The 12,901-nt window shown below is 44.3% G+C and carries 15 protein-coding genes, 6 tRNA genes and 2 rRNA genes; 4 read left to right on the forward strand and 19 right to left on the reverse strand.

Features of this window, described 5'->3' with window-relative positions; genetic code table 11:
- Positions 1-9 precede the first annotated feature (9 nt).
- Positions 10-1,068 carry an A/G-specific adenine glycosylase gene (gene mutY / locus VME0621_RS20890; RefSeq protein WP_216613724.1) on the reverse strand — a complete coding sequence of 353 codons (1,059 nt, stop codon included), beginning with the start codon at positions 1,066-1,068 and terminating at the stop codon, positions 10-12.
- Positions 1,069-1,209: 141 nt separating this feature from the next.
- Here mutY and trmB point away from each other — a divergent pair, with 141 nt between their 5' ends.
- Together trmB and glsB are read left to right on the forward strand one after the other, a co-directional pair.
- Positions 1,210-1,929, forward strand: a complete 720-nt coding sequence (gene trmB / locus VME0621_RS20895; RefSeq protein WP_006075540.1) for a tRNA (guanosine(46)-N7)-methyltransferase TrmB — start codon at positions 1,210-1,212, stop codon at positions 1,927-1,929.
- 85 nt (positions 1,930-2,014) lie between these two features.
- The gene (gene glsB, locus VME0621_RS20900) at positions 2,015-2,935 is read left to right on the forward strand and encodes a glutaminase B (RefSeq protein WP_062459974.1); all 921 of its coding nucleotides are present in this window, start codon (positions 2,015-2,017) and stop codon (positions 2,933-2,935) included.
- Positions 2,936-2,964: 29 nt separating this feature from the next.
- On the opposite strand, the gene hemW is transcribed toward glsB, so the two are convergent.
- From hemW to VME0621_RS20935, 7 genes are read right to left on the reverse strand one after another with little or no spacing between them, the layout of a single operon-like run.
- Positions 2,965-4,113, reverse strand: a complete 1,149-nt coding sequence (gene hemW, locus VME0621_RS20905) for a radical SAM family heme chaperone HemW (protein ID WP_062459998.1) — start codon at positions 4,111-4,113, stop codon at positions 2,965-2,967.
- A gap of 16 nt (positions 4,114-4,129) precedes the next feature.
- Positions 4,130-4,732, reverse strand: coding sequence for an XTP/dITP diphosphatase (locus VME0621_RS20910; protein WP_062459976.1), 603 nt, complete (start codon positions 4,730-4,732; stop codon positions 4,130-4,132).
- A gap of 48 nt (positions 4,733-4,780) precedes the next feature.
- Entirely contained in the window at positions 4,781-5,212 is a 432-nt protein-coding gene (locus VME0621_RS20915) for a DUF4426 domain-containing protein (protein WP_062459978.1), read from the reverse strand.
- Positions 5,213-5,236: 24 nt separating this feature from the next.
- The gene (gene yggU / locus VME0621_RS20920) at positions 5,237-5,524 is read right to left on the reverse strand and encodes a DUF167 family protein YggU (protein ID WP_006075534.1); all 288 of its coding nucleotides are present in this window, start codon (positions 5,522-5,524) and stop codon (positions 5,237-5,239) included.
- Positions 5,524-6,081: a YggT family protein gene (locus tag VME0621_RS20925; RefSeq protein ID WP_006075533.1), complete on the reverse strand. Its 558-nt coding sequence runs from the start codon at positions 6,079-6,081 to the stop codon at positions 5,524-5,526. The genes yggU and VME0621_RS20925 overlap by 1 nt, the downstream gene beginning before the upstream one ends.
- Positions 6,082-6,112: 31 nt before the next feature.
- The gene (gene proC / locus VME0621_RS20930) at positions 6,113-6,931 is read right to left on the reverse strand and encodes a pyrroline-5-carboxylate reductase (RefSeq protein ID WP_062459980.1); all 819 of its coding nucleotides are present in this window, start codon (positions 6,929-6,931) and stop codon (positions 6,113-6,115) included.
- 46 nt (positions 6,932-6,977) lie between these two features.
- Positions 6,978-7,688: a YggS family pyridoxal phosphate-dependent enzyme gene (locus VME0621_RS20935; RefSeq protein WP_062459982.1), complete on the reverse strand. Its 711-nt coding sequence runs from the start codon at positions 7,686-7,688 to the stop codon at positions 6,978-6,980.
- Positions 7,689-7,713: 25 nt separating this feature from the next.
- Here VME0621_RS20935 and VME0621_RS20940 point away from each other — a divergent pair, with 25 nt between their 5' ends.
- Together VME0621_RS20940 and VME0621_RS20945 are read left to right on the forward strand one after the other, a co-directional pair.
- A complete protein-coding gene (locus VME0621_RS20940; protein ID WP_062459983.1) occupies positions 7,714-8,754 on the forward strand; it encodes a type IV pilus twitching motility protein PilT in 1,041 nt (346 codons plus the stop codon).
- Positions 8,755-8,763: 9 nt separating this feature from the next.
- The gene (locus VME0621_RS20945) at positions 8,764-9,873 is read left to right on the forward strand and encodes a PilT/PilU family type 4a pilus ATPase (protein WP_062459985.1); all 1,110 of its coding nucleotides are present in this window, start codon (positions 8,764-8,766) and stop codon (positions 9,871-9,873) included.
- A 125-nt stretch (positions 9,874-9,998) separates the two neighbouring features.
- Here the strand turns inward: VME0621_RS20945 and VME0621_RS20950 are convergent.
- The 11 genes from VME0621_RS20950 to VME0621_RS20990 form a co-directional block, all read right to left on the reverse strand.
- Positions 9,999-10,074, reverse strand: a tRNA-Asn gene (locus VME0621_RS20950).
- Between the two features lie 19 nt (positions 10,075-10,093).
- A tRNA-Thr gene (locus VME0621_RS20955) sits at positions 10,094-10,169 on the reverse strand.
- A 32-nt stretch (positions 10,170-10,201) separates the two neighbouring features.
- Positions 10,202-10,277: transfer RNA gene (locus VME0621_RS20960), tRNA-Asn, on the reverse strand.
- 19 nt (positions 10,278-10,296) lie between these two features.
- Positions 10,297-10,372: transfer RNA gene (locus tag VME0621_RS20965), tRNA-Thr, on the reverse strand.
- Positions 10,373-10,428: 56 nt separating this feature from the next.
- Positions 10,429-10,504 (reverse strand) — tRNA-Phe (locus VME0621_RS20970).
- Positions 10,505-10,737: 233 nt separating this feature from the next.
- Positions 10,738-10,878 (reverse strand): hypothetical protein, encoded by a 141-nt coding sequence (locus tag VME0621_RS26930; RefSeq protein ID WP_231892982.1) that lies wholly within the window; start codon positions 10,876-10,878, stop codon positions 10,738-10,740.
- Positions 10,875-11,024, reverse strand: coding sequence for a hypothetical protein (locus VME0621_RS26935; RefSeq protein WP_231892983.1), 150 nt, complete (start codon positions 11,022-11,024; stop codon positions 10,875-10,877). The genes VME0621_RS26930 and VME0621_RS26935 overlap by 4 nt, the downstream gene beginning before the upstream one ends.
- 537 nt (positions 11,025-11,561) lie before the next feature.
- Positions 11,562-11,963 (reverse strand): cache domain-containing protein, encoded by a 402-nt coding sequence (locus tag VME0621_RS26940; protein ID WP_306305489.1) that lies wholly within the window; start codon positions 11,961-11,963, stop codon positions 11,562-11,564.
- Between the two features lie 473 nt (positions 11,964-12,436).
- Positions 12,437-12,513 (reverse strand) — tRNA-Asp (locus tag VME0621_RS20980).
- A 56-nt stretch (positions 12,514-12,569) separates the two neighbouring features.
- Positions 12,570-12,685, reverse strand: a 5S ribosomal RNA gene (gene rrf / locus VME0621_RS20985).
- 128 nt (positions 12,686-12,813) lie between these two features.
- Positions 12,814-12,901, reverse strand: a 23S ribosomal RNA gene (locus tag VME0621_RS20990); the annotation flags it as partial.

Raw genomic sequence — 12,901 nt, forward strand, 5'->3', positions numbered from 1 at the left:
TATCCTCAATTAATGTCGTTGTAAGGTTTCAATTAGCGACTTAACTGGTGCCGCTAATCCAACCTTTTCTGGATTAGTTATGTTATACCAAAGACCTTTCGACTCTTCCATCACCATTGTTGGAAGCTGGTTAAGCGTCACGACGATTGGCGTTATATCGAGGTGATAATGGCTGAATGTATGTCGAAACGCGATTTCAACCTCTCTAGATTGGATATTTCGCTGTTGGATACCATATTGCTCCAACACCTCATCAATATCTGCGCTAGGACTCTCAGGGAAGCAAAACAAACCGCCCCAAATCCCCGTTTGAGGCCTTTGAGCCAGCCAGAGTTCATCTTGGTGTTTTAAAATCACAAACCAAGTTTCTTTTTCAGGTTTGGTTTTCTTAGGTTTCTTTCCCGGGTAATCAAGAGGATTCCCCTGCTTATTAGCAACACAAAAGCTTTCTACGGGACACAATGTGCATTTTGGTCGACTTCTGGTACAAACCATTGCCCCCATGTCCATCATTGCTTGATTGTACTTATCCGTATCTTCCGCGGGAGTATGTTGTTCAGCAATTTGCCATAGCTGGTTTTCTACTTTTTTCTGCCCAGGCCACCCTTCCACAGCAAAACTACGAGCAAGTGTTCGTTTTACATTACCATCGAGAATTGCATGAGGAAGTTTATGAACTGATGATAAAACAGCAGCTGCGGTCGAACGCCCCACTCCTGGTAATGCATTCATTGCTTCGAGTGACAAAGGAAATTCACCACCATGCTGTTCGACAACAACTTGAGCGGCCTTATGAAGGTTGCGTGCTCGGGCGTAATATCCCAACCCCGTCCACAAGTGTAACACTTCATCTTGTGGCGCTTTAGCCAAAGACTCTACTGTGGGGAAGTGCTCCAAAAACCTTTCATAGTATGGAATGACAGTGGTCACTTGTGTCTGTTGTAGCATGATTTCCGACAACCAAACCTTATAAGCGGTCTTTTGTTGTTGCCACGGTAGCTCTTTGCGACCGTATTTCTCATACCAATCTAATATTGAGCGTGCAAAAGGCGTCACAATTACTCTCATCTCTCTTATAATTTGCTAGAAATTGCACCACACTTAGTAACAGAAGTAAAACTGCGTGAAATTCTGATCCGATAATGCTTGCTTGCGAGCAAATTCTTTGGATAATTCCCGCTCTGATTATTGAATGAACAGGCTAAACCAATGAGTGAAGTGACTACTAACGAATACACAGAAGATGGCAAACTGATTCGCAAAGTTCGCAGTTTTGTTCGTCGTGAAGGACGCCTAACCAAAGGCCAAGAATCGGCGATGGAAGAGTGCTGGCCTACAATGGGTATTGATTACCAAGAGTCACTACTCAACTGGGAACAGGTATTTGGTAACAATAACCCTGTTGTTCTTGAAGTTGGTTTCGGCATGGGCGCTTCTTTGGTCGAAATGGCAAAGAACGCACCAGAAAAGAACTTTATTGGCATTGAAGTACACAGCCCAGGCGTAGGTGCATGTCTATCATCAGCGCGCGATGCTGGTATTACTAACCTGCGTGTTATGTGTCACGATGCGGTTGAAGTCTTTGCCAACATGATTCCGGACAGCAGCCTAAGTACAATGCAGTTGTTCTTCCCTGACCCATGGCATAAAAAGCGTCACCACAAACGTCGTATTGTGCAGTTAGATTTTGCTGAAATGGTAAGAACTAAGCTTATTCCAGAAACAGGCGTATTCCACATGGCTACAGACTGGGAAAACTATGCCGAGCATATGGTCGAGGTAATGAACCAAGCACCTGGCTATGAGAATATTGCTACTGATGGTGACTTTGTACCACGTCCAGATGATCGTCCTTTAACAAAGTTTGAAGCTCGCGGTCACAGACTTGGTCATGGTGTTTGGGATATCAAATATCGCCGCACAGCTTAAGTTTCGATTGCTAATCGAATTCTAATCCTGAAAAGCCAACCTCCCGTTGGCTTTTTTTGGCGCTTACGTTGGGAGAACAACAAATATGAAACCAACTAAACAGATTCTTTCTACTATCCTCAGTGAAGTAAAACCACTGATTGGACAAGGAAAAGTCGCGGACTACATCCCTGCTCTTGCAAAAGTACCTAACAACAAACTAGGCATAGCAGTGTACACCAACGAAGGTGAAGTAATTACCGCTGGAGACGCCGAAGAGTCCTTTTCTATACAGTCAATTTCCAAAGCCCTGAGCCTAACTTTGGCAATGATGCTGTATAAACCAGAGGAAATCTGGCAGCGTGTCGGCAAGGAACCCTCAGGGCAAGCATTTAACTCACTAATCCAGCTTGAGATGGAACAAGGAATACCGAGAAACCCGTTTATTAACGCAGGCGCGATTGTGGTAGCCGACCTACTGCAAAGTCGCTTATCGGCGCCTAGGCAGCGTTTATTGGAGTTTGTTAGAACACTTTCAGGTGACAACCATATTGTCTACGACAAGATCGTGGCTGCTTCAGAAATGATGCACAGTGACCGCAATGCGGCTATCGCTTATCTAATGCGCTCGTTTGGCAACTTTAATAACGATGTTATTCCTGTTCTCAATAACTATTTCCATGCCTGCGCTTTAAAGATGAGCTGTGTTGATCTTGCCAAAACCTTTAGTTATTTAGCCAATCAAGGGCAATCCGTAAATACTAAGAAGCAGATCATCACACCGACACAAACCAAGCAGCTCAATGCGTTATTGGCGACATGCGGCCTCTATGATGGTGCCGGGGAGTTTGCTTACCGTGTCGGCATGCCAGGTAAGTCAGGTGTGGGCGGTGGTATTATTGCGATTGTTCCGGGTGAAATGACTATCGCGGTTTGGTCTCCAGAACTGGATAAATCTGGTAACTCTCTCGCTGGGACGAGAGCGTTGGAGATGCTTTCGGAGCGAATTGGACGTTCTATATTTTAATTGAAAAGGGAGGCATTTCGCCTCCCTTTTTACATAAAGCCTTCAAGTAAATCATTTAAAAACAAACGACCTTTATCGGTGATCTGCCACTCTTTCGAGGTCTCACTGATGTAGCCTTTTTGTTTAGCCCAAGTTACCTTGTCTTCGATATCTCTTTCAGACAAACCTGTCCGCTCTGTAAATTCAACTCGCGGACATGCTTCCAACAACCTGAAACGGTTCATGAAGAACTCAAATGGACGCTCTTCCGGAGCCACTTCGGTTTGAGCATCTAGGTATGGCTTTAACATATTGAGATAGCCGCGTGGGTGCTTCACTTTAGTCGTTCGAACAATACGACCATCGGCAAAACTCAACTTACCATGGGCACCGCAGCCAATACCTAGGTAATCGCCAAAACGCCAGTAGTTTAAGTTATGCTGACATTGAAAGTCTGGCTTGCTATAGCCCGAAATCTCATACTGCTGATAACCTGCCTCCACCAGCATTTGATGTCCTTGCTCGAAGATATCCCAAAGATCATCATCATCTGGCAACGTAGGTGGTTTAGAGTAGAACAAGGTATTCGGCTCAATTGTGAGTTGGTACCACGAAAGATGCGGTGGCGCCAATTCAATCGCCTGCTTAAGGTCACTTAATGCGTCATCAATAGATTGATCTGGTAATCCATGCATAAGATCCAAGTTAAAGCTGTTTAAGCCAATTTCATGAGCCAGCTTTGCTGCATTGACCGCTTCACTTTCACCATGAATTCGTCCTAAGCGCTCAAGTTTGGTTTGCTGAAAGCTCTGCACACCGATAGAGATGCGTGTGACGCCTACGACTCGGTACTGCTCAAATCGTGCAGCTTCGATCGTTCCTGGATTGGCCTCCATAGTGATTTCTATGTCATCACGAAATGGAATACGTTCCCTTACTCCATCAAGCAACTGCTTAATGTATTCTGGAGCGATTAAACTTGGAGTACCACCACCAATGAAAATTGAGTGCAGCGGGCGAGAATCTGAAGCCAATCCGTATTGGCGAATATCAGTATCTAAATCCTCAAGTAATGCCGTTATGTATGCTTGTTGGGGAATATCTCCCTTTTGGGCATGCGAGTTAAAGTCGCAGTATGGACATTTTTGAACACACCAAGGAATATGGATATAGAGACTCAACGGCGGCGGTACCAGCACAGGTGTTTGCTCCATGTTAAAGACCTTGCGCCTTAATCGTTGCGAAAAGCTCCTTTAACGCTTTACCGCGGTGTGACAGCTGTTTTTTACGTGCAGGTTCTAGGTCAGCAGACGCACAGTTGTCTTCAGGCACAAAGAAAATAGGATCATAACCAAAACCATTGTCACCACTTGGCTCCGTTAGAATACGACCTTCCCATTTTCCATGGCAAACGATCGGCGTAGGATCAGCGGCATGACGCATTAGCACCAACACGCAATGAAACCGTGCTGTTCTCTGGGCTTCAGGAACCCCTTTCAACTCTTCTAGTACTTTATCTAGGTTACGCTTGTCCGTCGCCCCCTCCCCAGAATAACGAGCAGAGTAGATCCCCGGTGAGCCTTTTAAGTAATCAACTTCTAACCCAGAGTCATCTGCAATCGCAGCTAGTCCTGTTTCTTGAGCGGCATGTCTGGCCTTAATGATGGCATTCTCGATGAATGTCGTACCGGTTTCAGCCACTTCTGAGACATTGAATTCACTTTGGGCATGGACTTCAAAACCAAAATCAGACAGCAAATCAGCCATCTCTTTCACTTTGCCTTGATTGCCGGTTGCAAGTACGATTTTTTTGCTCATGGGGTTCTCTCGAGTTAGTAAGCTTAAGCGTTGGTATTTACTGGAACCTTAAGGTTCTACATACAGTTTCTGACTAAAGGTAATAGGACCGCGACCTTTGTTTCCAGCATCAATATCAATCGTGAATTGGTATTGCTCTTCGTTCACGATAGGAAATTGAGCCAAGTAGTATATCGCATCTCCTTCCTTAATTTCTTTAAACTCGAGCGTTTTGGTTTGGCCAATCAGGTTTTTAGCATTGCCTTTTATCGATACTGGCATGGCAGGCTTGCCCGCGCTTGAACGGTCAAGGACACTGATATTCACCGTTGCAACAAACTCATTACGCTTCAAACCATAGCTACGCGCCACTTGTGGCGTCATAAACGTCGAGTTAAACACCACATAATGCACTTCTGCATCCTTGATTGTTTTGAACTGTTCCGCTTGAGCTAACCCAGTCACCATCAATGCCGAAATCAACAATAACCACTTTTTCATTGTTCTTCTCCTTTAAAAAAGCCCTCATAAGAGGGCCATAAATTCCTTGGGAATCAGTGCAGGTGACACTATTCGAAGTTGTTTGTGCCTTCCAAGCTCACCTTTCTCAATCAACACTTGTCCCTTTGCGACTTTAAATTGTTTAGCAAGGTACTTGCTCAAATGCGCATTGGCCTTTCCATCAACAGGAGGAGCAGTAATCGCCACCTTAAATTCTTCACCATGCTCTCCCACCAGCTTGTCTCGACTGGCTTTAGGTTGAACATAAATACGAAGAATGAGGTCTTCTCCATCCTGTTTTACGGCTGACATTAAAGTCGATACCAAATTGGACCAATAAGATCGCCCATTAGGAAATTAGCAAACTGCAGCACAATAAATAGCACTAACACACTCAAATCAAACCCACCCATCGCTGGAATGATTCGGCGAATTGGAGCCAGCATAGGCTCTGTCAATTGATGGAAGACATACTCGATCGGACTACGCCCTTGACTGACCCAGCTTAAGATTGCACGAATTAATAGTACCCAGAACAACAAGCCACCCGCGGCTTTAATCAGAGAAAGCAAACCTAAGAACAAGAAGTCAGCACCGAAGCTAAAGTTGCCACCAGAAGCTATCAGTACCAAAGCCACGTATTTACCAACACAAAGGACGTAAGCAAACAGTAACGTCGCCATATCAATAGCGCCAATAGACGGAATCATTCGTCTTAGTGGCGCTACTACAGGTTGGGTTGCTTTCACAATAAACTGTGAAAACGGGTTGTAGAAGTCTGCGCGTGCTGCCTGTAGCCAAATGCGCAAAATCACGACCATAATGTAGAGATCAAACAAGGTCGAAACCAAGAAACTCATTGAATTCATAACTAGCCCTTACGAGTTATCATTGTTGGGATTAAAACAGTTTTTCCATTTCTTCAGCACGGGTCACGGCCGATTGCATCGCTTTAGCAACAATGCCTCGAATATCATTTTCCTCAAGCGTACGAACCGCTTCTGCCGTTGTCCCTCCTTTAGAGGTGACCTGTTGGCGCAGGGTAGCTAAATCAGTCTCTGGATTCTCATTAACCATTTTGGCTGCGCCTAATGCGGTTTGTTGCACCAACAGTCGAGCGGTGTCTTCATCAAAGCCACTTGCTATCGCTTGTTGCTGAATCGCTTCCATGAACAGGAAGAAATACGCCGGAGCACTACCAGCGGCAGCAATAATGTCATTGATGCCGGATTCTTGTTCAACCCAACAAACTTTACCAACAGCCTGCATCAGCTCACCTGCATAGGTTTTATCACTAACTGGTGTTATTGGGGAAGCAAATAGACCACTCATACCCTCACCTAATAAAGAAGGTGTATTCGGCATTACTCGAATCAGATTTAGTGGGTTGGCAAACATTTGTTGCAGACGCTCTATTGAGATTCCGGCCGCAATTGAAATGACCAGTTTGCCCTGAAAATCAATCGACTGAAGTGGTTTAGCCACTTGTTCCATTAATTGAGGTTTCACAGCCATCACAATCACATCGGCTTGTTGTGCTGCCTCAGTATTATTCGTCGTCACTTGAATATCATAAGCCTGCTGCAAAGCAACTAACTTTGCTTCGCTAGGATTTGTCGCAGTAATACAATCTGGACGGTAGCCACTGGCCACCAATCCCGCGACGATGGAGCGAGTCATATTGCCCGCACCAATGAATGCGATCTTTCTTTGTTCCATTAACCCTATCCTAAATTAGAGGTACTTTGCGTCACTCTCTTATGTGTTACGCTTTGTTGCTGTAATCTCTCGCACCAAAGATAGCTGTTCCAATTCGAACTATGGTACTTCCAGCTTCTATCGCCGCTTCCATATCACCACTCATACCCATCGATAGCGTATCGACTTGAGGGTGCTTTTCTGCCAGCAAGTTTTTGACCTCTGCCAGTGCTTTAAAAGCAATGAGCTGAGATTGATAGTCACTAACATTCTCTGGAATTGACATTACTCCTCTTAACGTGAGGTTTGGTAATGAGGAAATCAATTGGGCAAGCTCTAAAACTTGCTCGCTATCGACACCAGACTTACTTGCTTCACTGCTAGTGTTCACCTGAATCAGTACTTGAATAGGCTTCATACCTTGAGGGCGCTGATCATTAAGTCGTTGGGCGATTTTGGCACGATCTACAGTATGAACCCAGTCAAAGTGCTCTGCGACTGGTCGTGTTTTATTCGACTGAATAGGTCCAATAAAGTGCCATTCAATATCTATATCACCATGTTGTTCATTGAAATGAACAACTTTAGAAACGCCTTCTTGAACATAGTTTTCGCCAAAACGACGTTGACCTGCCTGACATGCGTCTAAAATTGCCTCAATAGGCTTAGTTTTACTGACCGCGAGCAATTGCACATCACCTTGCGCTCTCCCGCACTTTTGCTCAGCCTGTGCAATTTGGGAGGTGATTAGTTCGATATTTTGTTGAATACTAGTCATAGCTTACAAATTATAAGGAAAATGAATGGATATCACCGAGTTACTAGACTTTAGTGTAAAGCATAACGCTTCAGATCTACACCTTTCTGCTGGTGTCCCACCTATGGTACGTATTGATGGTGAAGTAAGAAAGCTTGGTATCCCTGCTCTTGAGCATTCTGAGGTCCATAAATTAGTTTTTGATATTATGAATGATAAACAGCGCAGCGAATACGAAGAGCATCTCGAAATCGATTTTTCGTTTGATGTGCCCGATATCGGTCGTTTTCGTGTCAATGCGTTTAATCAATCTCGAGGCTGCTCCGCCGTTTTTCGTACCATCCCCAGTGAAGTCCCAACACTGGCGCAAATAGACGCACCCGACAAATTTTCTGAGATAGCCAGTTTAGAACGCGGGTTGGTATTAGTGACAGGGCCGACTGGTTCGGGTAAATCAACGACACTAGCTGCCATGGTCGACCACATTAACCAGCATCAAAACAAACATATTCTGACCATTGAGGATCCTATTGAGTTTGTTCATCAGAATAAAAAATGTTTGGTTAACCAGCGAGAAGTTCATCGCGACACCCACAGTTTTAAAGCTGCACTCCGCTCTGCACTGCGTGAAGACCCGGACATCATTTTAGTCGGTGAGCTTCGAGATCAAGAGACTATTAGCTTAGCTCTTACCGCAGCCGAAACGGGCCACTTAGTCTTTGGCACTCTGCACACGAGCTCTGCAGCCAAAACCATTGACCGGATTATTGATGTATTTCCAGGCCAAGACAAAGAAATGGTTCGCTCTATGCTCTCAGAATCTTTACGAGCTGTTATCGCACAAACTCTGTTAAAGCGCGTGGGAGGTGGGCGCATCGCTTGTCATGAAATTATGCTAGCGACACCCGCTATCAGAAACCTAATTCGAGAAGATAAAGTAGCTCAGATGTACTCAATTATCCAAACAGGTGCGGCAAGTGGTATGCAGACCATGGAACAACACTCTAAACAGTTATTGTCTCAAAGACTGGTTGAACTAGAAGAAGTGAATAAGAAAATTGAACAACATGGTTCAATGTTTCAATAGGACGAGATAATGCACAACATTGATACCATTCTAAATCACATGCTTGACGAAAAAGCCTCTGATCTTTACTTAACAGTCGATGCGCCACTGTTATATCGCGTAGATGGCGAACTGCAAGCAAAAGATGACAAGCTCACTACAGAGGCGATTCAAGCGCTTTTAAGCAGCGTTATGGAGCGTTCTAAGTACTCGGAGTATCAGACAACAAAAGAAGCTAATTTTGCGATAGTGAAGCCATACGGCCGTTTTAGAGTAAGTGCATTCTACCAGCGAGAATTGCCTGGTGCAGTCATCCGAAGAATTGAAACTCAGATACCGACCTTCGAGCAGCTTTCGTTGCCAGAAGTATTGCAAGATCTTGCAATCGCTAAACGCGGTTTAGTCTTAGTGGTAGGAGCTACTGGTTCTGGTAAATCTACCACTATGGCAGCGATGACAGGTTATCGAAATCAGCACCGCAGTGGTCATATTCTTACCGTCGAAGATCCCATCGAATTCGTTCATGAGCACGCAAAATGTATAGTGACACAGCGTGAGGTTGGGCTGGATACTGAAAGTTATGAAGTCGCTCTTAAAAATTCACTCCGACAAGCTCCTGATATGATTTTAATTGGTGAGATACGTTCTAGTGAAACGATGGAATACGCCATGTCGTTTGCTGAAACTGGGCACCTTTGTATCGCAACATTGCACGCGAATAATGCTAGCCAAGCTTTAGAGCGAATACTACACCTTACACCGGAAGATAGACGGGAACAGTTCCTCTTTGACTTATCTTCGAATTTAAAAGGCATCGTAGGACAACAGCTCATTCGAGATAAGAATGGACAGGGCCGTCACGGTGTTTTCGAGGTTCTCCTAAATAGTCCTCGTATTTCCGAACTCATCCGTAAAGGTGATTTACATGAAATCAAAGCTGCAATTGCGAAAGGTAAAGAAGTCGGAATGCAAACCTTTGATCAGGCGTTATTTGATTTGGTTTCAGCAGGCAAGATAAATCAAGAGGACGCTTTGCACAGTGCTGATTCGCGAAATGATCTCAGATTAATGTTAAAGCTTCAAAGTAACGACAATAACAGCTCATCAAACCTTAGCGATATTAAGATAGATATGAGCTAATCACTGGAGAAAACACTTCGAAAAGACTGTACTACTGCAATACGGTCTTTTTTACAGTTCAGTAGAGGGAAGGCAAACTCAAGATAACAAAAAAGGCTGCATCGTAAGATGCAGCCTTTATAATGTGGCTCCCCCTGCGGGACTCGAACCTGCGACATACGGATTAACAGTCCGCCGTTCTACCAACTGAACTAAGGGGGAATTGCTTTTCGCAATAAAGTGGTGCCGACTACCGGAATCGAACTGGTGACCTACTGATTACAAGTCAGTTGCTCTACCTACTGAGCTAAGTCGGCACTTAAAGCAAGCTTTTGCTTACTTTTAAAAGTGGCTCCCCCTGCGGGACTCGAACCTGCGACATACGGATTAACAGTCCGCCGTTCTACCAACTGAACTAAGGGGGAATTACTTTACGTAAATAAATGGTGCCGACTACCGGAATCGAACTGGTGACCTACTGATTACAAGTCAGTTGCTCTACCTACTGAGCTAAGTCGGCGACACTTTATTTGTTATTGCTCGTGCTACTGTTAACAGCACCAACAATCTAAATTGTGGTGCCCGGAGGCGGAATCGAACCACCGACACGAGGATTTTCAATCCTCTGCTCTACCGACTGAGCTATCCGGGCGACGAGGTGTATTAAACGGTTTTTCGTCCTTTACGTCAACACTAAATTGCAAAAAAAATATCGTTTGGTGCTTTTCTATACTTAGCGTTCTGTTTTTATTCATTTGGCGCTCAAAAACAAGCCCTAGCAGTCGTTCGGCTCTATTAATGAATATAGATAAACTAGGCTCATTAACTTTCCCAGCACCAAATAAGTTAAGATTTTGTCCCCTAGTACAAAGAGAAAAGCCTTGATTACTGAACCTCAAAGCGAGCTATTTTGTGGTACAGCTCTAACGACAGTTGATTTAATGAACGAGTGGCCTGCTCTGTTTCTTCTACAGCCGAGCGAAGTTCAGTGCCACTTTGTTCAATCATGTTGATAGGTATCGTCACTCACCTCTGTTTGTTCTGTTGTCGCTATCGCGATTTGAAGGCAAATAGCCTCTAAACAGAGCAACGACTTCTTGCAAAGTAGCTGAGGCAGTTTGTGGCTCAACAACCGTCGCTTCACTAGTCTCAATTGATACTTTAAATGGCATGTTGTGAGCCTGACTGCAGGCTGCCTATCATTTCTTTAATCTCTTTTGTACTTTACTGAGTTCGGCCAGCAAGATTTCTGACTTCATCAGCAACAACGGCAAAGCTTGTGCATTACTCACCAGCACAAGCAACCTCAATAGCAACATTCAATGCAAGTAGTTCGAGCTGCTCAGCGATATCACTATCACACCCAGAACCCGTGCGATATTGTGAACATCAGAATCAAACTCAAAAACAGCGATCTTGGTTTAATCGGTAGGAGTTGCCGCGTCAGCAGCAGATCGAGCGACAGGATACTTCGAAGGAGTCAATTAAATCATAGCGGTAGCAATTATTTCTTTGCTCTGCTGCTGCGTAGAAGTCAGCATCGACATCGTCAATGAGCGTTTACTTTCATCACTTACTTGTACCGTAATGGAAACTGTCACTTTCTCAATGCTAGACAACAGTGAAATTAGAAACAAATTCGTTTGTTGTACTGAGTGTAGATACTTCCCTCATAAGCCATTTGTCCAAATTTGGTCGTGATATTTTCTTCAGCTAGATTTTGCACCGCAAGCAATACCTCTTGTGGGTGTCCTCCATGAATAGCTGAAATCCTCTTTAGTGATAGCAGTAACAAAGAAACGATAGCTACAACAAGGATCAAACATAAGAAATGGTGTTCTCTCAGCTATCGATAGCTTATATTCTGTGGCCACACTCGGAAGCTTCTGAGTCCAGTTATATGCGACTGCCATACTTGTAGTGTTGCCAAGCTCAGAAAGGATAATGTCTGTAACACTTTGTCCGACACCATCTTTGAAATTGTGAAAACTCGTACCATAATGCAGAAGCACAGGATCAAGAGGAACAACAATAAACGTCATATCCTCATCAGCTATATAAACGTATTCGCTATCTTTGTAGATGTCATTACACCGTATTCTTATGGCGATAGTCTTATCTTCTTGCTCTGTTAGCTTGCCCCCTAAGGATAGTTTTTCTAACTGAACGCTGTGGAGTAGGTACTAGTAAAAACGTCTGTAACTCGTGCTTTATCTTCTGCATTGCTTACTACTCGAAGCGACCACAATACTATAGTCTAATAAGCGGTATAGCAGGCAATGACATAGAGTCATCTCTTATTTACTATCTTTCAGCTTATTGTCTTCAGCACAACGGTGCACTAGGGGAATGACAGCAGGCTCATATTGAAAGGAATATCAAAAGCCTTGTGGATATCGATATGGTGGTAGGGAAAGTGCACTTATTCTAGGGTAATGTTCTGCGTGTGAAGCCACCTTTTGAGAAATGTAAAAGCCCCAGTCTTTCGGCGGAGGCGCCTAGCCTAAGGTTGAAATCAACCGGAAGTCGATCAAATTTTAGATAATAAAAAACCCGACGCTTTCGCATCGGGTTTTCTAATAAGTGGCGGAGTGGACGGGACTCGAACCCGCGACCCCCGGCGTGACAGGCCGGTATTCTAACCAACTGAACTACCACTCCGCAGTGGTCTATTTAAAGTCTTATCTAAATCGTGCTTTAAACAGATAATGTTCAAAGCCTGGCGATGTCCTACTCTCACATGGGGAAGCCCCACACTACCATCGGCGCTATTGCGTTTCACTTCTGAGTTCGGCATGGGATCAGGTGGGTCCACAACGCTATGGTCGCCAAGCAAATTCTGCTTTTACTTTCAGCTTTTATCAAAAACTGAAGGCAAAAAATCTGGAAAGCTGTTAATGCGTTCTCATACACATTCAATTTGTTCTTGCTTTGAGTCCATCAAAACCCTTTGGGTGTTGTATGGTTAAGCCTCACGGGCAATTAGTACAGGTTAGCTCAACGCCTCACAACGCTTACACACCCTGCCTATCAACGTTCTAGTCTCGAA

This window comes from Vibrio mediterranei (genome assembly GCF_900088415.1).
In the GTDB taxonomy this organism is placed as follows: domain Bacteria; phylum Pseudomonadota; class Gammaproteobacteria; order Enterobacterales; family Vibrionaceae; genus Vibrio; species Vibrio mediterranei.